Annotated in this window: 14 protein-coding genes; 7 read left to right on the top strand and 7 right to left on the bottom strand. The window is 49.2% G+C overall.

The window, feature by feature from the left end:
• Positions 1 to 8: 8 nt before the first annotated feature.
• Positions 9 to 1,424 carry a membrane-bound lytic murein transglycosylase MltF gene (gene mltF, locus YC6258_RS17710; RefSeq protein WP_044618113.1) on the bottom strand — a complete coding sequence of 472 codons (1,416 nt, stop codon included), beginning with the start codon at positions 1,422 to 1,424 and terminating at the stop codon, positions 9 to 11.
• A 250-nt stretch (positions 1,425 to 1,674) separates the two neighbouring features.
• Here mltF and purL point away from each other — a divergent pair, with 250 nt between their 5' ends.
• Both purL and YC6258_RS17700 read left to right on the top strand, forming a co-directional pair.
• Positions 1,675 to 5,571 carry a phosphoribosylformylglycinamidine synthase gene (gene purL / locus YC6258_RS17705; protein ID WP_044618112.1) on the top strand — a complete coding sequence of 1,299 codons (3,897 nt, stop codon included), beginning with the start codon at positions 1,675 to 1,677 and terminating at the stop codon, positions 5,569 to 5,571.
• A 147-nt stretch (positions 5,572 to 5,718) separates the two neighbouring features.
• A complete protein-coding gene (locus YC6258_RS17700; RefSeq protein WP_044618111.1) occupies positions 5,719 to 5,979 on the top strand; it encodes a ribbon-helix-helix domain-containing protein in 261 nt (86 codons plus the stop codon).
• On the opposite strand, the gene YC6258_RS17695 is transcribed toward YC6258_RS17700, so the two are convergent.
• On the bottom strand, positions 5,976 to 6,533 hold the full coding sequence (locus tag YC6258_RS17695; RefSeq protein ID WP_044618110.1) for a DJ-1/PfpI family protein: 558 nt from the start codon (positions 6,531 to 6,533) through the stop codon (positions 5,976 to 5,978). The genes YC6258_RS17700 and YC6258_RS17695 overlap by 4 nt on opposite strands.
• 242 nt (positions 6,534 to 6,775) lie before the next feature.
• Here YC6258_RS17695 and YC6258_RS17690 point away from each other — a divergent pair, with 242 nt between their 5' ends.
• A complete protein-coding gene (locus YC6258_RS17690; RefSeq protein ID WP_044618109.1) occupies positions 6,776 to 7,546 on the top strand; it encodes a methyltransferase domain-containing protein in 771 nt (256 codons plus the stop codon).
• Between the two features lie 10 nt (positions 7,547 to 7,556).
• Here the strand turns inward: YC6258_RS17690 and YC6258_RS17685 are convergent, their stop codons facing one another.
• The 4 genes from YC6258_RS17685 to acnB all read right to left on the bottom strand — a co-directional run bounded on the left by YC6258_RS17685 (position 7,557) and on the right by acnB (position 12,298).
• Entirely contained in the window at positions 7,557 to 8,507 is a 951-nt protein-coding gene (locus YC6258_RS17685) for a GGDEF domain-containing protein (protein ID WP_044618108.1), read from the bottom strand.
• Between the two features lie 3 nt (positions 8,508 to 8,510).
• The gene (locus tag YC6258_RS31020) at positions 8,511 to 9,119 is read right to left on the bottom strand and encodes a hypothetical protein (protein WP_044618107.1); all 609 of its coding nucleotides are present in this window, start codon (positions 9,117 to 9,119) and stop codon (positions 8,511 to 8,513) included.
• 5 nt (positions 9,120 to 9,124) lie between these two features.
• Positions 9,125 to 9,496, bottom strand: a complete 372-nt coding sequence (locus YC6258_RS31015) for a response regulator (RefSeq protein ID WP_044618106.1) — start codon at positions 9,494 to 9,496, stop codon at positions 9,125 to 9,127.
• A 201-nt stretch (positions 9,497 to 9,697) separates the two neighbouring features.
• Positions 9,698 to 12,298 (bottom strand): bifunctional aconitate hydratase 2/2-methylisocitrate dehydratase, encoded by a 2,601-nt coding sequence (gene acnB, locus YC6258_RS17670; protein WP_211264732.1) that lies wholly within the window; start codon positions 12,296 to 12,298, stop codon positions 9,698 to 9,700.
• Between the two features lie 304 nt (positions 12,299 to 12,602).
• Here acnB and flhA point away from each other — a divergent pair, with 304 nt between their 5' ends.
• From flhA to YC6258_RS17650, 4 genes are all read left to right on the top strand, one after another.
• On the top strand, positions 12,603 to 14,786 hold the full coding sequence (flhA, locus tag YC6258_RS17665; protein WP_044618104.1) for a flagellar biosynthesis protein FlhA: 2,184 nt from the start codon (positions 12,603 to 12,605) through the stop codon (positions 14,784 to 14,786).
• Positions 14,787 to 14,871: 85 nt separating this feature from the next.
• The gene (gene flhF, locus YC6258_RS17660; RefSeq protein ID WP_044618103.1) at positions 14,872 to 16,263 is read left to right on the top strand and encodes a flagellar biosynthesis GTPase FlhF; all 1,392 of its coding nucleotides are present in this window, start codon (positions 14,872 to 14,874) and stop codon (positions 16,261 to 16,263) included.
• A gap of 65 nt (positions 16,264 to 16,328) precedes the next feature.
• Entirely contained in the window at positions 16,329 to 17,141 is an 813-nt protein-coding gene (locus tag YC6258_RS17655) for a MinD/ParA family ATP-binding protein (RefSeq protein ID WP_044620163.1), read from the top strand.
• Positions 17,142 to 17,170: 29 nt separating this feature from the next.
• Positions 17,171 to 17,896, top strand: coding sequence for an RNA polymerase sigma factor FliA (locus YC6258_RS17650; protein ID WP_044620162.1), 726 nt, complete (start codon positions 17,171 to 17,173; stop codon positions 17,894 to 17,896).
• Positions 17,897 to 18,098: 202 nt separating this feature from the next.
• Here the strand turns inward: YC6258_RS17650 and YC6258_RS17645 are convergent, their stop codons facing one another.
• Entirely contained in the window at positions 18,099 to 18,965 is an 867-nt protein-coding gene (locus YC6258_RS17645) for a hypothetical protein (protein ID WP_044618102.1), read from the bottom strand.
• Between the last annotated feature and the right edge of the window lie 135 nt (positions 18,966 to 19,100).

Genomic DNA, 19,100 nt, shown 5'->3' with positions numbered 1-19,100 from the left:
CCGCCGGCCTATAGTGTCGGCGGAATTGTCACTTTAATCTCCGGCAGCTCAGTCAGACTGTCCGGTACTTCGAGCTGTTCTCCCGGTTCCGGGAAATTCCATTTCAGAATGTCGTAATAGCGCCGGATGTTTTGTACGTAAACCACAGGTTCTCGACCACGTGCTTTACCGTGGGCGGTATATTTATAGATTTCCGGTTTCTCCAGTAGTGGCAGGTAATCCTTAACATCCAGCCAGCTGTCCGGATCTCGGCCGGTACTTTGGGTGATTTTCCTCGCATCTTCCAGATGACCGTATCCAATGTTATAGGCGGCCAGCGCCAGCCAGGTCCGGTCTGGTTCCTGTATCCGCTCCGGGATGGTTTTTAACATGCGAACAAAATATTTTGCGCCGCCGCTTATGCTTTGTTCGGCGTTCAGACGGTTTTTCACGCCCATGTCGCGGGCGGTGTCGAGAGTCAGCATCATGAGCCCCTTGACACCGGTCGGGGACACTGCACGGCTGCGCCAGTGAGACTCCTGATAACCAATAGCCGCCAGCAGACGCCAGTCAAGTCCGGTTTCTTCGGCAGCGGCTTTAAATGCTTTTTGATAGATTGGCAGACGCCCTTGCATATGGCGGTTGATGACATTCATACCTACAAAATCCAGTTGATGATGGGCTCCAAAGTAGCGTTCCTTGAGCTTTTTCAGCTCTCCGTTTTGTTGCTCGCTGGCGAAAAATGCATTAACAGCCTCAATCAGGGAAGAATCACCGGTATTTTTGGAAACCCAGACCACCGCCGTCGGATCGTGCAGGTCAAATGCCACTCTGGCTTCCGGAAAAAATACTGAGTTGGCTTCATAATCAATGGAATCCATCAGAGCCCAGTCGGCTTCACCGGATTCGAGATTTTCAAACAGTTCAACACTGTTGCCGGAAATCGCCTCCCAGGTCAGATCTTTCATGTCCTGCCGGGCTTGAATCAAGTAGCGCTCACCGGCTGAGCCGGCAATTACCTGAATGCGTTTGCCGTTGTAATCCAGTAGTGATGCCGGCTTGTCGCCCTGATAAATCAATTGGGTGGTGACTTCGAAATAGGGGGTTGAAAAATAGTAGGCTTTGCGGTCATTTTTGAACAATGTCAGTCCGGCGGCAGCCAGATCGGCGATGCCAGTATCGATAGCCCGATAAGTGCCGGCGTTATCGTTCTCAGAGAGTATTTTCAGTTCAACGTTGAGGTAGTCGGTAAATTGACGAATCAGAGAATACTCAAAGCCATCGAGTCGGTCGCCATTCATGTCAAAGGTATTTGGGCCCAACCGGGACACCACGGTCAGTACGCCGGCTTCCTGAATACGCTGCAGTTGACTTTTATACTGGATACCACGAACGATCACCCAGGCAGCCAATAACACAATGAGCAGCATTGACAGGCGCTTCATGACAGTGCGTCTGGACGGGTGGATGAGGTGATTGAACAGTCGGGTGCTCCCAGCAGAGTTGACAATCTTGGCAGCATTTTATCCGTTCGGGCCGTCAGGCAAAACCACTATTATCAGACTGACTGACAAGACATAGCCCATATTCACTGTGATGACTAAATTGGGGTTAACAGATTTGTTGTCATTCGAGTATGATACGCGCCCATTCGAATCCCACCCCTAATGGATCAAAAACAGGACCCTCGTCGCTATGCAAATATTGCCCGGTGCCCCTGCGTTATCTCCCTTTAAACGTCAACGACTGCTGTCTGATCTTCAGAATGTGGCTGATGTTGCTGATGTATATGCGGAGTTTGTACATTTTTACACCTCAGATGAAGCGTTGAGCGAGTCTGATCAACAGATTCTGAGTCGGATTCTCAAATATGGTCCCAGAGTGGAAAAAGAGACTTTTCACGGCACTCTGGCATTGGTAACACCGAGACCCGGGACGATTTCCCCCTGGAGCAGCAAGGCCACTGATATCGCCCACAACTGTGGTCTGACCGTGATCAGTCGCCTGGAGCGTGGTATTGCCTATGACATTCGTTCCGAGCAGCCCTTGTCTGAAGCGGCTCTGAATGATGTGTATGCGGTATTGCATGATCGCATGACTCAGGCGGTTCTGGGTCATATGGAACAGGCGGATGTGCTGTTCGGCGTTGCGGAACCCGCGCCGTTCACAACCGTGGATGTCATTGCGCAGGGACATGATGCCCTGGTGGAAGCAAATGGCCGGTTAGGCCTGGCATTGGCTGACGATGAGATTGATTATCTGGTCAGCAGTTTTCAGCAACTGAAACGTAATCCGACCGATGTGGAACTGATGATGTTTGCCCAGGCAAACTCGGAGCACTGCCGTCACAAGATTTTCAACGCAAGCTGGGATATAGATGGCGAACAGCAGTCTCTGTCTCTGTTCAAGATGATCAAGAATACCTATGAAAAAGCCGGTGATAAGGTTCTCAGCGCCTATAAAGACAATGCCGCCGTCATAGAAGGTTTTAACGCAGAGCGTTTCTACGCCAATCCAACCTCTCATCAATATGGTTATCATGCTGAGAACGTCCACATATTGATGAAAGTGGAGACCCATAATCATCCGACCGCTATTTCCCCATGGGCGGGTGCGGCTACCGGAGCAGGCGGCGAAATTCGCGATGAAGGTGCCACCGGTCAAGGCTCCAAACCCAAGGCAGGTCTTACCGGTTTTACGGTGTCCAATCTGCGTATCCCCGGTTATATCCAGCCCTGGGAAAGTAAATATGGCAAGCCGAGCAGGATCGTGTCTGCCCGGGAAATCATGTTGGACGGCCCCCTCGGTGGTGCGGCGTTCAACAACGAATTCGGGCGGCCCAATTTGCTTGGATATTTCCGTACCTTTGAAATGCTTGCTCCGGGCGTAGAAGGCGACCAGGTCTGGGGTTATCACAAACCGATCATGATTGCCGGCGGTCTTGGCAATATCAAAGCGGAACACGTTGAGAAAGCCTGGGATGACATTCCAGTGGGTGCGAAGCTGATCGTGCTTGGCGGTCCGGCGATGGAAATCGGTCTGGGCGGTGGTGCTGCTTCTTCAATGCGTTCCGGGCAGGGTAATGAAGACCTTGATTTTGCGTCGGTTCAACGTGATAACGCTGAAATGGAGCGACGTTGTCAGGAAGTGATCGACACTTGTTGGGCGTTGGGCGAGCAAAATCCTATTGCGTTCATCCACGATGTGGGTGCCGGCGGGCTATCCAATGCATTTCCGGAACTGGTAAATGATGGTGGGCGTGGTGGTCGATTCGAGCTTCGCGATATCCCCAATGATGAACCAGGCATGTCGCCGCTGGCGGTCTGGTGTAATGAGTCGCAGGAACGTTATGTGCTGGCGGTTCCGGCTGGGCGATTGAGTGAGTTTGAAGGGATTTGTCTGCGTGAACGCGCACCTTATGCCGTCATTGGCGAGGCGACTGAAGAAAAAACGTTGATCGTCAGTGACCGGCACTTTGATAACTGCCCGGTTGAATTACCGCTTGATATTCTGCTGGGTAAACCACCCAGAATGCATCGGAGTTTTATCCCTGTTGAGGTGCAGCATCAGGAATTCAGTGCAGAGAAAATTGATCTGCAGGAAGCGACAGAGCGGGTATTGAAATTTCCGGCGGTGGCGAGTAAGAGCTTTCTAATTACCATTGGTGACCGCTCTATTACCGGTATGATTGCCCGTGATCAAATGGTTGGTCCCTGGCAGATTCCGGTCGCTGATGTGGCGGTTACCACCACCACGTTGAACAGTACAACGGGTGAAGCCATGGCAATGGGAGAGCGTACTCCGGTTGCGGTGATCAATGCGCCAGCCAGCGGACGTTTGGCAGTGGCTGAGACGATAACTAACCTGGCAGCTGCCCGCATAGGTGAGTTATCGGATATCAAACTGTCTGCCAACTGGATGGCAGCAGCCGGGCAACCCGGTCAGGATGAAGCATTATTCCGTACGGTTGAAGCTGTTGGCATGGAACTGTGCCCGGCACTGGGATTGACTATCCCGGTCGGTAAAGACTCCATGTCAATGAAAACCGTATGGCAGGAGGATGACAAGGACAAATCAGTTACTTCACCATTGTCTCTGATCATTACCGGCGTTGCGCCGGTACTGGATGTCAGAAAGACCGTGACACCGCAATTACGGACCGACAAAGGTGATACGGATCTGTTATTGATTGATCTGGGACGGGGACAGAATCGCCTTGGTGGTTCATGTCTGGCTCAGGTCTACAAGAAAATCGGTGCCACCGCTCCGGATGTGGATCGACCGGAAGATCTGAAGAATTTTTTTGAAGCCATCCAAAGTCTGTTGGAACAGCGGAAAATACTGGCGTACCACGACCGTTCCGACGGTGGACTGTTTGTCACGATTGCGGAAATGGCGTTTGCTGGCCGTACCGGGGTGGACATTCAGCTGGCGGGGTTGTGTTCGCAGCGCTCTGATCTGGCAGCCGTGTTATTTTCAGAGGAATTGGGTGCAGTCATTCAGGTACCTGGCCACGAAACTGAAAGTGTACTGGCGGAGTTTGGGCAACGCGGCCTGTCTGATTGTGTGCAGCTCATTGGTCACCTGAACGAGGATGATCATCTGCGCTTCCAGGTGGGTGAGGAAGAGGTGCTGGCCCATACCCGGACCCAGAATCTGCGCTGGTGGTGGGAGACCTCATATCAGATGCAGGCCATTCGCGATAACAGCGATTGTGCCCGACAGGAGTTTGATCGCTGGCTGGACGCTTCTGATCCAGGGCTGCATGTATCTGTGCCGTTCAACCTTAATGAAGATACCACCCGGAATCTGAAAGATCGCCCGAATGTCGCTATTTTTCGAGAACAGGGTGTGAATGGACATTTGGAGATGGCGGCGGCGTTTTATCGTGCCGGGTTCAATCCTGTGGATGTGCACATGAGCGATATCATCAGTGGTCGCGTCACGCTGGAGAACTTTAAAGGTCTCGTCGCCTGTGGCGGTTTTTCCTATGGTGATGTACTCGGAGCGGGTGAGGGTTGGGCCAAGTCCATATTGTTCAATGAAACAGCCCGCAAAGAATTGCAGAGCTTTTTCGAACGGCCTGACACGTTTACATTGGGTGTTTGTAATGGTTGTCAGATGCTGAGTAATCTGCGTGACATCATTCCAGGTACTGAAAACTGGCCTCATTTTGTTCGCAATGAATCTGAGCAGTTCGAGGCCCGTACGGTGATGGTTGAGATTCAGGAATCGCCGTCGCTATTTTTCAAAGGTATGAAGCGCGCCAGAATGCCCGTTGCTGTGGCACATGGCGAAGGGCGGGCCGAGTATCCCAGTCAGGGCGCTTTGGAAAAAGCCAATCGCAGTGGTCATGTGGCGGTCAGGTACGTGGATAATCGCGGTCAGACCACGACGGCTTATCCTTTAAACCCCAATGGTTCGCCGCTAGGCATTACCGGTCTGACCAGTGCTGATGGTCGCGTGACCATTATGATGCCACATCCTGAGCGGGTATCCCGCGCTATCACCAATTCATGGTATCCGGACGACTGGCAGGAAGACGGTCCGTGGATGCGGATGTTCCGTAATGCCCGTCAGTGGGTTGGCTGAGTCATACCGAGCCGGAGGGTTATTCCTCCGGCTCTCTGTTTTTGGTTTTGTTATAACCACGTCTCCAGTGCATCGTGCCACAGATGCTTTTATCCTGTTTTCCGGTGAACCATTACTCCCAATCAGTAAAATAATCAGAGGGTGGGTATGTGTGATATCTATACCGGTGTGGATGAAGCGGTCTATCGCAAAACGTCCAGATCTCTAAGGCTACATGGTCATGTGACCAGTCTGTCATTGGAAAATCGTTTCTGGTCAATACTTGAAGAAATGGCGTTGCGCGAGGGAGTGTCGATCGGTCAGTTTATTACCCGACTATACGATGAATGTTTGCAGCGCAGAGGTGAAGTTGTGAATTTCACCTCGCTGTTACGGGTTGCCTGTACGACTTACCTGTTACGCCGTTAGAACAGGGCGGCAAACTGTTTGACCCACTCTGCATTCGCCGGCCATGCTGGAGCGGTAACAAACTGGCCATCAGTGATCGCCTGATCCATGGCTAACTCCATATATTCTCCACCGGCCAGTTTCACTTCCGGGGCGCAGGCCGGGTAAGCAGAGATACGTTTTGATCGGATCACTTCAGCTGCAGCCAGCAATTGCGCGCCATGACAGATAGCGCCTATTGGTTTTTGCTGCTCGACAAACGCTCTTACCAGCGCAATAACTCTATCGTTCAGGCGAAGGTATTCGGGAGCGCGTCCGCCGGGAATCATCAGGCCGTCGTATTCGTGGGGGTCGATATCGGCAAAGCTTTGGTTCAGGGTAAAATTATGGCCTCGTTTTTCAGTGTATGTCTGATCCCCCTCAAAATCGTGAATAGCCGTGGCGATGGAGTCTCCAGTTTGTTTGTCTGGGCATACTGCATCGCAAACGAATCCCATGGCCTGAAGAGCCTGAAATGGCACCATCAGTTCGTAATCTTCGACAAAATCGCCGACAATAAATAGAATTTTGGCCATGCCTCTCTCCTTCTCATTGTTATTAGGAAGTCGCAGACTAGCTTCGTTTATTAACCTGTGGGTAGTAGATCTTTACTACGGAACCTTTTATATGACTTTTTTAGTACTGGACCCGTTCCTGGGGAGTGTTCTCTGCTACTCCTGTTAATACCCAGAGATATTCGCCGTGCGGTTTTTTCAGGGTGGTACAAAATGTCCTCTGTGTTTCAGAGCCCTCTATGCATTATTTGGAATTTCGCTGAATGCAGGATGTGAATTTTGATCCGTTAGTGGATCGTTTTAAGGCCAATATCTTCGATTCTCTGAAAGGCCGAATTCGTCGGGCTGTCATTCTTGACCGCTTGCAAAGAATCGATCCTTTTCCCGAGATATTGATGCCGATGGTGGCGGATGTCGGTGGTGGATTTGGTGAGATGAGCCTGTATTTCGCCTCGCAGGGGGCGGTTGTGGATTACATTGACCTTTCTGAGAATATGGCCGCCATGATGCAGGAACGGCTGAACGATTATCCGCAGTACCTCGACAAGATTACTGTTCGTAATGGCCGTTTTCAGGATTTGATCGATACTCCATATGACCTGGTTCATTGTCAGGCGGTGTTGGAATGGTTGGCAGATCCCTGGCAGGGGTTGAAGATACTCTGCGACTCCGTCAAACCAGGTGGATATCTGTTGCTGACTTTCTATAATCGTGATTCGATCATTTTTAAAAACCTGATTAAGGGAAATTTCCGTAAAGCTTTCTCAGAAGAAATGGCGGGTGATGCCCGAGGATTAACCCCAATTAACCCGCTGGACAAGGATCAGGTTTTTGATTTTTTAACGGCAGAAAATATGATGGTCGACAACTGGTTTGGGGTCCGCAGTTTCAGTGACTACTTGTACCCTCACGTAAATAAACAGAATCCGAAAATTGAAAAAGCAATTCTGGATGCAGAATTAAAGGTGTGTGAGCGGGAACCGTATCGTTCCCTGGCTCGCTACATTGGTGTGATTGCGCGCAGACCACATTGAAAATGTAAAATTACCCTGCAATGGTCGTCTGGTTACGACCATTGTGCTTGGACTCGTAGAGTGCCTTATCAGCTTCAACAATCCATTCTTCGTGACTCTCGAACTCTGGTCGATAACCGCACAAACCAATACTGATGGTAAATGTGAGTTCGCCTTGTGCAGTACTCAGGCTCAATGATTCTACTTTCTGACGCAAACGTTCTGCTGAAATCATGGCGTGTTTGGGATCAGTATCAACCAGTATGACCACAAACTCTTCGCCACCGTAACGGCCAGAGATATCAGTGACTCTTTGGCTGGAAGATATGCTATTGGCCAGTAGTCGAATGACTTGATCGCCAACCTGATGACCATAGACATCATTGACATTTTTAAAATGGTCGATGTCCAGAATCATTAACGTCGAAACTGTTTGTGACCGTCTGGCACGCAAAAATTCCATACGCATCAGTTCTTCCCAGTAGCCCCGATTATATAAACCTGTCAGTCGATCACTGCGGCTCAGGGTTTTTAATTGTCGGTTGGCTGACTTCAGTTGTTCGCGATTGACGGCAACGTCAGTGACGTCGTATATCAGCATGGAAATGTGTTCCACCTCACCAGTGGCTGAAGTCAGAGGCAGCAATGTGGTGTTCTGAAACATGTACTCGGCAGTGCCGGTAATTGGTTGGTAGTTTTTAAACTTGAACAGGTAAGGGCGCTGTTCCCAGGTGGTAAATGCTCTGTTCTTCAGTTGAAAGACCGTATCAGCTTTATCCCGGAACCATTCCTCGTCAATATCAGGGAAAGCAGTAAACAAGTTCTTACCCTTAATTTGAGTCGATACAACGCCTGAATGGTTTTCCATAAAACCATTCCAGGCCTCAATACGATACTCCTTGTCGAGGACAACAAGTCCGACATCAATGTTTTGGATCATATCCATGATCCAGTGAAATTCGCGGACGCTATTATCAGACATAATTTATTCTAGTAGGTAGTCTGCTTTTGTTTTCAAAGTTTCAAATGAATCCTCGGTAAACAAAAGCAACAGGTCACAGTTAACATCGTGTTCTTCAATTGTGTAATTCACTTCGATAGCCAAAGTCTTTTTCCACCGTTGGGCATTGGTTTTAATGAGTTGTTCAACATTGACATGCCTGCCTAAAACTTTTGGATGGCCCTGGCTGAACTTTAAATCCAGTTGATCGGCTATGCCTCTGAGACAGGCGCCGATTAATACATTGGAAATATCCATTAATAACTCCAGTTCGACATTCTCATTGATATCACTATTAAAGTTGTGCCTCAGGTGGGCGACATCAGAAAAACTGGAGTCGTTGAAAATCAATAATGCTTCACCGGAGATTCCTCCACCGATGAAGCCCTGGCAAACAGCTGATACTGAGCGGCTTTCGTCAATTGCCGACAGCGCCATATGTAATTCGCTGCTTTCCAGGATGTTTACATTTGGAATAGGTAGTACGATAAATACATTTAGGATTCTGGCTAACAGGTCAGCAGCTTGTCCCATAGCAACATTGGTAATTTCCTGGAAACAGTCACGATATACCTCATCGAAGTTCTCATGCATACTTGTTACCCCGCAAGAATGCCAAAGTCGCTCAGGATTTTTTGGGCAACTTCCTTACTGATCGGCTTTTTGATGAACTCCAATGCCCCAAGCTTTTTAACCCGATCAATGGCCTCGGGTTGAATATCACCTGAGACAACGATCACCATGCTGGGAAGATCCTCTTTTTTGATGGTTTCGAGTACCTCATAGCCGTCCATAACCGGCATGGTCAGGTCAAGAAACATGATGTCGCCTTTTCCTGCTTTAATGGCTTCGATGGCTTCCATTCCATTACCGGCCTGATGAATTTCAATGTCCCAACCATCAGGTAAAGCCTTGATCATTTGTTTACGGGCGAAACTGGAATCATCGCAGATTAATACTTGAGTTTTCATAGTTACTCAAATCAGATGAAAGATTACTGTTAAGTAATAGAAGACAATTAGTGATTTAGCCACCTATCGGCTGAATAAAATTCTGGTTTAAAAATAGCAGATGTTGAAGAAAAAAGAGGACAATAAAAAGCCCTCGAAAAAGAGGGCTTTAATAAAGATTAACCTGACAACCACTAAAAATAGTGGGAAAACAGACTCATGTCAGTCAGCTGTCGCGTCCGTAGCGATAACGGAGTTGGCAGCATCGACAAAGTCTTTCATCTTGTCGAAGTTCAGATACTTATAGATATCACTCGCCATGGAGTTAATGCGGTTAGCATACTCCAGATACTCTTCCTTGGTGGGTAGTTTGCCTAGAATAGCACCGACAGACGCGAGTTCGGCAGATGTCAGGTATACATTGGCGCCGTCACCCAAACGGTTAGGGAAGTTACGGGTTGAAGTTGACAGGACTGTCGACCCCTGAGCCACACGAGCCTGGTTACCCATGCACAATGAGCAGCCTGGCATTTCAGTACGAGCGCCAGCACGAGCATAGGTGTTGTAATACCCTTCTTCCATTAACTGGGCCTGATCCATTTTTGTGGGTGGAGAGATCCAGAGGCGGGTGGACAGGTTGCCTTTGTGAGCATCCAACAGTTTTCCAGCTGCGCGGAAATGCCCGATGTTGGTCATACAGGAGCCGATGAATACTTCATCCACTTTATCACCAGCAACATCTGACAGCAGACGGGCATCATCCGGATCATTTGGTGCGCAGACGATCGGCTGATCAATCTCAGCCAGGTCGATTTCGATCACCGCAGAGTACTCAGCATCGGCATCAGCACTGATCAGGCTTGGATTGGCCAGCCATTCTTCCATGGCTTTGGCGCGGCGTTCCAGAGTGCGGACGTCACCATAACCATTGGAGATCATCCAGCGCAGCATAGTGACGTTGGAGTTCAGGTATTCAATAACCGATTCTTCACTGAGTTTAATGGTACAGCCTGCTGCAGAACGTTCGGCTGACGCGTCTGACAATTCAAACGCTTGTTCTACCGTCAGTTTGTCCAGTCCCTCAATTTCCAGAATGCGACCAGAGAAAATATTCTTCTTACCTTTTTTCTCGACCGTCAGGAGACCCTGTTGGATTGCATAGTAGGGAATGGCGTGAACCAGGTCCCGAAGCGTGATGCCTGGCTGCATTTCGCCTTTAAAGCGAACCAGTACGGACTCTGGCATATCCAACGGCATAACACCGGTGGCAGCAGCAAACGCAACCAGACCGGAACCAGCCGGGAAGGAGATTCCCATGGGGAAACGGGTGTGGGAATCGCCACCGGTACCGACGGTGTCAGGCAACAGCATACGGTTCAGCCAGCTGTGGATAATTCCGTCTCCCGGACGCAGGGAAACACCACCACGGTTTTTGATGAAGTCCGGCAGGGTATGCTGGGTATCGATATCTACGGGTTTGGGATAGGCCGCAGTGTGACAGAAAGACTGCATGACCAGATCAGCAGAGAATCCAAGGCAGGCCAGATCTTTCAACTCATCACGAGTCATCGGACCGGTTGTGTCCTGAGAACCAACAGTGGTCATTTTAGGTTCACAATAAGTGCCAGGGCGGACACCCTCGACACCGCACGCCTTGCCCACGATTTTCTGGGCCAGGGTATAGCCTTTACCTGTATCAACAGGCTGTTCAGTCTGACGGAACAGGTCCGACACGGGTAATCCCAACGCTTCGCGAGCACGTTGAGTCAGTCCTCGGCCTATGATCAGGTTGATCCGACCGCCGGCCTGAACTTCATCCAGTAATACGTCGGATTTCAATTTAAACTCAGACAATACTTTTCCATCTTCAGACAGGATTTTGCCTTCGTACGGACGGATTTCCACAACGTCACCCATGTTCAGGTCATCAACAGGGGCTTCAAATACCAGAGCACCGGCATCTTCCATGGTGTTATAAAAGATAGGGGCTACTTTGCTACCGATACAGATACCGCCGCTGCGCTTATTAGGTACGCCTGGGATATCTTCTCCGAAGAACCAAAGTACCGAGTTTGTGGCTGATTTACGCGAGGAGCCGGTACCGACAACGTCGCCCACGAAGGCAACGGGATTGCCTTTGGCTTTCATTTCTTCAATTTGTTTCATCGGACCGACCGCGCCAGGTTCATCCGGGTTCAGACCTTCACGCGGCATTTTATAAGCAGCCAGGGCGTGCAATGGGATGTCCGGGCGGGACCAGGCGTCCTGGGCCGGCGACAGGTCGTCGGTATTGGTTTCTCCGGTGACCTTAAAGATAGTGACCTTAATGGATTCAGGTACTTTGGCTTGTTTGGTAAACCATTCGGCGTCTGCCCAGCTCTGTATTACCTCTTTAGCATGCGCATTGCCAGCGTCGGCTTTTTCTTTGACGTCATGAAACGCGTCAAACATCAGCAGAGTGTGTTTCAGCTCGCTGGCCGCGAGTGCTGCCAGCTCAGCGTTATCCAACAGTTCAACCAGTGTTTCGATGTTGTAGCCGCCATGCATGTTCCCTAACAGGGAAACGGCCTGGGCTGCTGTGATTAACGGCGAAGAGGCCTCGCCCTTGGCAATAGCAGACAGGAATCCGGCTTTCACGTAAGCAGCTTCATCAACACCCGGTGGAACGCGGTTAGTGATCAGGTCGACGAGAAATTCTTCTTCTCCAGCAGGTGGGTTTTTCAGTAGTTCAATTAAACCGGCAACCTGTTCAGCATTTAAAGGTTTAGGGACTATGCCTGATTCGGCGCGTTCAGCCACATGGGCTCGATATGCTTCTAACACGATGTTTTCTCCATCATTCGCGGCATTGACGGCTACGCCTCTGTTGGGCATTTCGAGTCTGCTGATTATTTTTGAATGTTTGTATTGCGTGGCAGACCCTGAGGCTATCAATGACCTGGGGTAGTCAGAATAAGTGGGCGCATTGTAGATGAATGCCCTTTAAAAGTTAAGGCAGCCGTTGGTCGAGATCAAAACAGGCAATATTTTTGCAGAGTCTTTTAGCAATCCTTAATTTCCGTCAAATAAGTGACTCCTTATAAGTATGGCCCTGATAGATTTTTCCGCAGTCAAGAACGTCCGAAATATGAGCCGTCAGGAAATTGTCGGCAGCCTGCAGTCTAATAGTCGTCGGATACTGAGCGGAAATCTTGGGGTTCCGGTCATGTTGCTGGTGTTGCTGGGATTAATGACGCTGCCGGTTCCGCCGTTTCTATTGGATATCTTCTTTACCTTCAATATTGCCCTGGCCATTGTGGTTCTGCTGGTGTCAATTTATGTCCTGCGGCCGCTGGATTTTGCGGTCTTTCCCACTATTTTGCTGATTTCCACGTTGTTGCGTCTGTCTCTGAACGTTGCTTCGACCCGGGTGGTGTTGATGTACGGCCATGAAGGGGGGGACTCGGCAGGTAAAGTCATTCAGGCCTTTGGTGAGGTGCTGATTGGAGGGAACTACGCGGTCGGTCTGGTGGTTTTTGCGATTTTGATGATTATCAACTTTGTGGTTGTAACCAAAGGCGCTGGACGGGTATCAGAGGTCAGTGCCCGGTTCACCCTCGATGCCATGCCCGGTAAACAGATGGCTATTGATGCGGACTTGAATGCCGGATTGATCGATGCAGAGACCGCGAAGACCCGGCGCTTGGAAGTGGGCCAGGAAGCCGATTTTTATGGTTCCATGGACGGTGCTTCAAAGTTTGTCCGTGGTGATGCGGTTGCAGGGGTATTGATTCTGCTGATCAATATCGTTGGCGGGCTGGCCATCGGCACATTGCAGTATTCACTGGAGTTCGGTGATGCCGTTGAGAAATATGCACTGCTGACCATTGGTGACGGTTTGGTGGCGCAGATCCCGTCATTATTGTTGTCCACAGCTGCGGCGATCATGGTGACCCGTAACTCATCCAGTGAGCAGATGGGTGATCAGGTGGTCAATCAGATGTTCGGTTCACCCAAAGCCTTGATGATATCTGCTGTGCTGCTGGCTATTCTCGGATCCATTCCCGGGATGCCCCATTTGGTTTTTCTCGGTTTGGCGCTGGTTGCCGGTTTTGGTGCCTGGTTTATATATCGAAAACAAGCAGCCCCGGCCGATGGTTCCGGAAAAGCTTTGGCCCCCCCAAAAGGTGGCGGTGCAGGTGCTGGTAAAGCTGCTCCTGTTAGCAAGGATGGTGGCGGACCTGGGGCAGCGGCGGTGCCTGCCCTGGAAAATGAAAATAAGGAATTGTCATGGGACGACGTGCAGCAAATCGATATGGTTGGTCTCGAAGTGGGGTATCGGATTATCCCTATTGTTGATCGTTCCCAAGGTGGGCAACTGTTAAACAGAATCAAGGGGGTTCGAAAAAAACTGTCGCAGGATGTCGGCTTTTTGATGCCGAGTATTCATATCCGGGACAATCTTGATCTGATGCCGAATACCTACCGGATCACCCTGATGGGGGTCACGATTGCAGAAGACCAGGTATATCCTGATCGTGAAATGGCCATTAACCCGGGACAGGTGTTCGGCGCCATTGACGGACTGGCTGCCAAAGATCCGGCCTTTGGGCTGGATGCGGTATGGATTGAACCTGGCAAGCGTGAAAAAGCGCAGTCTCTTGGGTATACCGTGGTGGACAGCTCTACGGTCATCGCCACGCATTTGAATCAGATTTTAAGCAAACACAGCCATGAACTGCTGGGACATGAAGAAGTTCAGAAACTGGTGGACAGGCTGGCAGAAGCGAGTCCTCGATTGTCTGAGGAACTGGTACCCAATACGGTCTCTATCAGCCTGCTTCTAAGGGTATTGCAGAATCTGCTCATTGAGCAGGTTCCCATTCGTGATATGCGTTCCATCGCCGAAGCTTTGACGAACCTGCAGCCGAAGAGTCAAGATCCTAACGTTTTGACCGCGGTTGCCCGTACTGCGTTAAGTCGCCTGATCGTTCAGAACATCGTTGGTAATGCGCCGGATCTGCCTGTTATTACTTTGGATAGAGACCTGGAACAGTTATTGCTGAGAACAATACAGCAAGCCGGACAAGATGGTTCTCTTGACACTATCATGCTCGAACCGAGTCTGGCAGAGAAACTTCAGGGTTCTCTGGCACGGGCGGTTCAGGAGCAGGAAATGAAAGGTAACCCTGCCGTTTTATTGGTAGGGGGAGCGATACGGATGATGATGGCCAGGTTTTTACGGCACAGCATTCCCAGTATCACCGTGCTGGCTTATCAGGAGATTCCTGATAATAAACAGATCACCATTGTGGCCACGGTCGGAAAATAGATTCAATCGCCGACCGCATCGGAGCCATCAATTTTTTTGGTCCGTTTATTTGAAGGATAAACAGTTAACGTAGGGTGTTTATGCCATGAAAACCAAACGATTCCATGCGCGCTCAATGTCAGAAGGCCTGAAGAAAATATCGGCCGAGTTTGGTGATGAAGCCATTATATTGTCGAACCGTAAAGTGGGTTCCGGGGTCGAAATTCTTGCGGCTGTTGAGCACCCTGCGGCCGATAGGATGTATCAATATTCAGAGCCGGATGGAGCAGAGATCATTCGTGCCACCAATACTGACAGGGAACCAGTAGATAAAGAACATTTAATGGGGTTGTTGTCTTCCATCGGGCCGTTGAAAAAAAATCCGGCGGCTCAGGCGGTTACTCAGCTGAGTGGTTACCAAAAAAAGCATGCTGAATACAATCAACCAAAAGCTCAGATTCAGTCAAAGCCACAGGTTCATAAACCAGCGAAACCCCAATCTTCACCGCGAGCAATGACTACGAATAAGTCTGCGGCGGCAACTCGGTCTGGAGCCGGTGAGTCCAGAGAGATCAGTGGTATGCGCAGTGAGATTCAGGATCTTCGCCGTTTACTTGAACAACAGAGTCAGGAATTGAGAAAGATTATTCCATTGCGGCATGGGGCCAATGAATCTGTTGATCCGGTGGCGGAAAAGCTGTCTCAGTTTGGCCTTTCTATCGATTTGGTCAAGATGCTGTTGGCGGAAGTTCCAGTTTCTTTGGGAAATGAAGATCGCTGGAAACAGGCGCTTGCTATTGTTTCCAGTCGCATTGAAACGTGTCAGACCGAGTTGGTACGCAAAGGTGGCATATATGCTTTTAACGGTCTGACCGGCTCCGGAAAAACGACCTCCCTGGCAAAACTGGCTGCGCGGTTTGTCATGGAGCAGGGGGCTGATCAGTTGTTGTTGGTATCTATGGATCAGTTTCGCATTGGTGCTCAGGATACGCTGAAAACATTGTCCAAAATTCTTCAATGCGATTTTATCAGCCCTGATGATACGCTGACTTTGGAAGACGTATTGCAGCGTTACAGTCGGAGTAAAAGACTTATTTTGATCGATACTTGTGGCAGTCGGGAAGGGACCGAATACTTTCTCGATTCGCTGGCTGCGGGGACGATGTCTTCGAAGGTACGGAATATTCTTGTTATCCCATCCACAACTACCATGGACGTGATTCAGGATTATATGGATCGTTTCAGTCGTTATCCGTTTTACGCCAGTGTGCTTACCAAAGTGGATGAAAGCTGCCGGTTAGGTCCGGCACTGAGTCTGGTCATGGAGAAACAGTTACCTATGGCTTACTGGACCGATGGTCAGAATATTCCTGAGGACATTCATGTCGCTCGAGGACATCATATTGTCAGCCGGGCAATTACCAGTTGGCGTAAACGTTATGAACAAAAGCCGGATGCCTATAGCCGCAATGCGGAACAACATCTGATGGTGAACTGATGGGTAACCCTTATTCAACAAATTTGACCTATACTGACAGAACTGCATTTCGGAGCTTAGAGGTGATGAAAGAACCTGTACAGGTGATTGCCGTGACGGGCGGAAAAGGTGGCGTTGGTAAAAGTAACGTCTCGGTTAATCTGGCAATAGGACTGGCAGAGCTTGGCAAAAGAGTTGTCATTCTGGATGCTGATCTGGGGCTTGCCAACATTGATATTTTGCTGGGCCTGCCTTCCGGAAAAAATATAGAAGACGTTTTGGAAGGGCGCTGCGACCTGATTGATGTAATGGTTGATGGGCCTCTGGGAATTAAAATCATCCCTGCCTCCTCAGGAGCCGGCCGAATGGCTAATCTTGGGGAAATGGAACACGCAGGTATCATTAATGCCTTCAGTGATATGGCTGTAAACATTGATGTATTAATCGTCGATACGGCTGCTGGTATCTCCAAAACAGTGACCAGTTTTGTGGGAGCTGCACAGGAAACCATTTGTGTTGTATGTGATGAGCCGACCTCTGTGACGGATGCCTATGCGTTGATTAAACTGTTGCATCGTGACTGTAATATTGATCGCTTTAAAATTCTGGCGAATATGGTTCGTACCCCTCAGGAAGGGCAGCAGTTGTACAACAAGCTGTTTAAGGTAACAGAACGATTCCTGGATGCGCATCTGCAGTTTGTGGGCGCTGTACCGTTTGACGAACACGTTCGTAAAGCAGTACAGCGGCAAAAAGCTGTATGTGAGTTATATCCCCGTAGTAAGGCGGCTCTGGCATATCGGGCATTGGCCAACAAAGTGGTAAACTGGCCTTTGCCGCAAAACCCTCGTGGTAATCTGGAGTTCTTTGTAGAACGGTTGATTGCGGGAGTTTCTTGATTTTGACTGTCATTACCTATGGTCCGGCCATGTACGAAACGGCACATCAAAGTTTAGAGCAGCTGGTGACAGAGCATGCCACTCTGGTGAAGCGAATTGCTCATCATCTGAAAGCCAGGTTACCTGAAAGTGTTCAGGTTGAAGACCTGATCCAGAGCGGTATGCTGGGTCTGTTTGAGGCGGCCAGAAACTATGATCGCAGCAAGGGCGCGACATTCGAAACCTATGCAGGTATTCGTATTCGTGGCTCCATGCTGGACGAAGTTCGTAAAGGTGACTGGGTTCCGAGAAGTGTGCATCGTAATTCGCGCAGAATCTCGGAGGCGATTCATAACGTCGAGGCCCGGGTGGGCCGGGATGCATCGGACCAGGAAATCGCAGAAGAACTGGGTGTCGAGTTGAATGAGTACTATTCGTTACTTCAGGATACCCAGGGATCAAAATTATTCAGTTATGAAGATCTGCTGGATCAGAATCAGCCGGCTGAAACCGGTTATGAACATTCACCTCAGCCACTTCAAAGCTCTGGAACACCGGATTCACAGGTTGAACAGCATCTGATGCGTAGTCACCTGATTGAGGCGATCAAAAGTCTTCCTGAGCGGGAGCAGTTGGTGCTGTCGCTGTACTATGATGAAGAATTGAACCTCAAGGAAATTGGTGAGGTACTGGGAGTTAGCGAGTCCCGTGTCAGTCAGATTCATTCTCAGGCTGCCAACCGTTTGAAAGCGAGGCTGCGGGGGTGGATTGGTTAACTCATTGCTGCTGTTATTAAAATTCTGACGATTAATTCTCTGAAAACACGTTTCATGGATCCGTGTTTTTTATCTCTGCCGCTGGTTTTATCCTCCGTCCGTTATATGAATGAAGAATTTAAAGACTCTTGTGTGGTTATGAAATCGGCGCTCATGATAGAACGCCGGACTTCATTGTTAACCAAACAACCATTATCTTGAATTACAAAGGCCCGTAGGCGGATTCAAGCAAATCCCGTAAGTTAATCATTCTGCTGGTATTTGGCGCGTCACTGTTTTCCATATAGGTAATGGTAATCATATTTGGATCCCCTTCGGGCTCAGCTGACAGTGCAATAGACTGAGTGAACGATGTAACAGGGATGTCGTAGCTGTTGACGATCAGCACTTTCTCGCCATGTCCAAGCCAGTTAGCCTTGATCGCAACACCGTATTGCATGCCCTGACTGGGGGTGTATACCGTCATGGGTTGCTTCAGTAACCGCAAGCTTAACCGCTTGTTATTAAATTCAGTCGTATAAACATCAGCGACTGGATTTGGTGTTACATCGGCAGCGCGAAATGAGCCTTCTGATAACAGCAGGTTTTCCATGTAGCCTGAATTTGAGGAATCATATTTTTCAAATGTTTTGGCATAGATGCCATATTTGAATTCCATTTCAGAGTCCATTGGAGCGCCTTGCGGACATACGACAACTTGAACTTCTCTGAACAGCCATTGATTTTTTACACTGCCCACAAATACATTGTTACTGCCTGAACTACACATTGAATAGTAGGTTCCAGTGTTGTCTTTTGAGAGCTTGGAGACACGCAGTGACGGTGCATTGGCAAACTCCAGGGTGAACTGGTTCAGTTCAGTAATTGACGTCGTCTCAGATTCAACCACAGTTACTGAACCATCAGTCACATTATTCAGAGTGAGATTTGGAATAGGTGTGCCGTGTATATTGTTATAGCTTTCAGTGAAACCGAACTGATGAACAACCGTGTCGTATGGAGCGGCGATTGAAAATTGTGCAGTCAGCGCAACTGAGAATAACAGTCCTGTTTTTGCAAGTGATCTCATGGTTTTCCTTTTTATCGGTTAGAGATCTCTTACAGGGATCTGGCCATCAGATACATCCTTTGGTGTCTGATCTCTGCTAATGAATTGGCCCTGGGCCATCATAAGTGATGTGTTATGAGGATAAATGGCTGATAA

Origin of the sequence: Gynuella sunshinyii YC6258 (genome assembly GCF_000940805.1) — a bacterium.
Classification (GTDB): domain Bacteria; phylum Pseudomonadota; class Gammaproteobacteria; order Pseudomonadales; family Natronospirillaceae; genus Gynuella; species Gynuella sunshinyii.
This window is presented reverse-complemented; position numbering and strand designations above follow the sequence as displayed.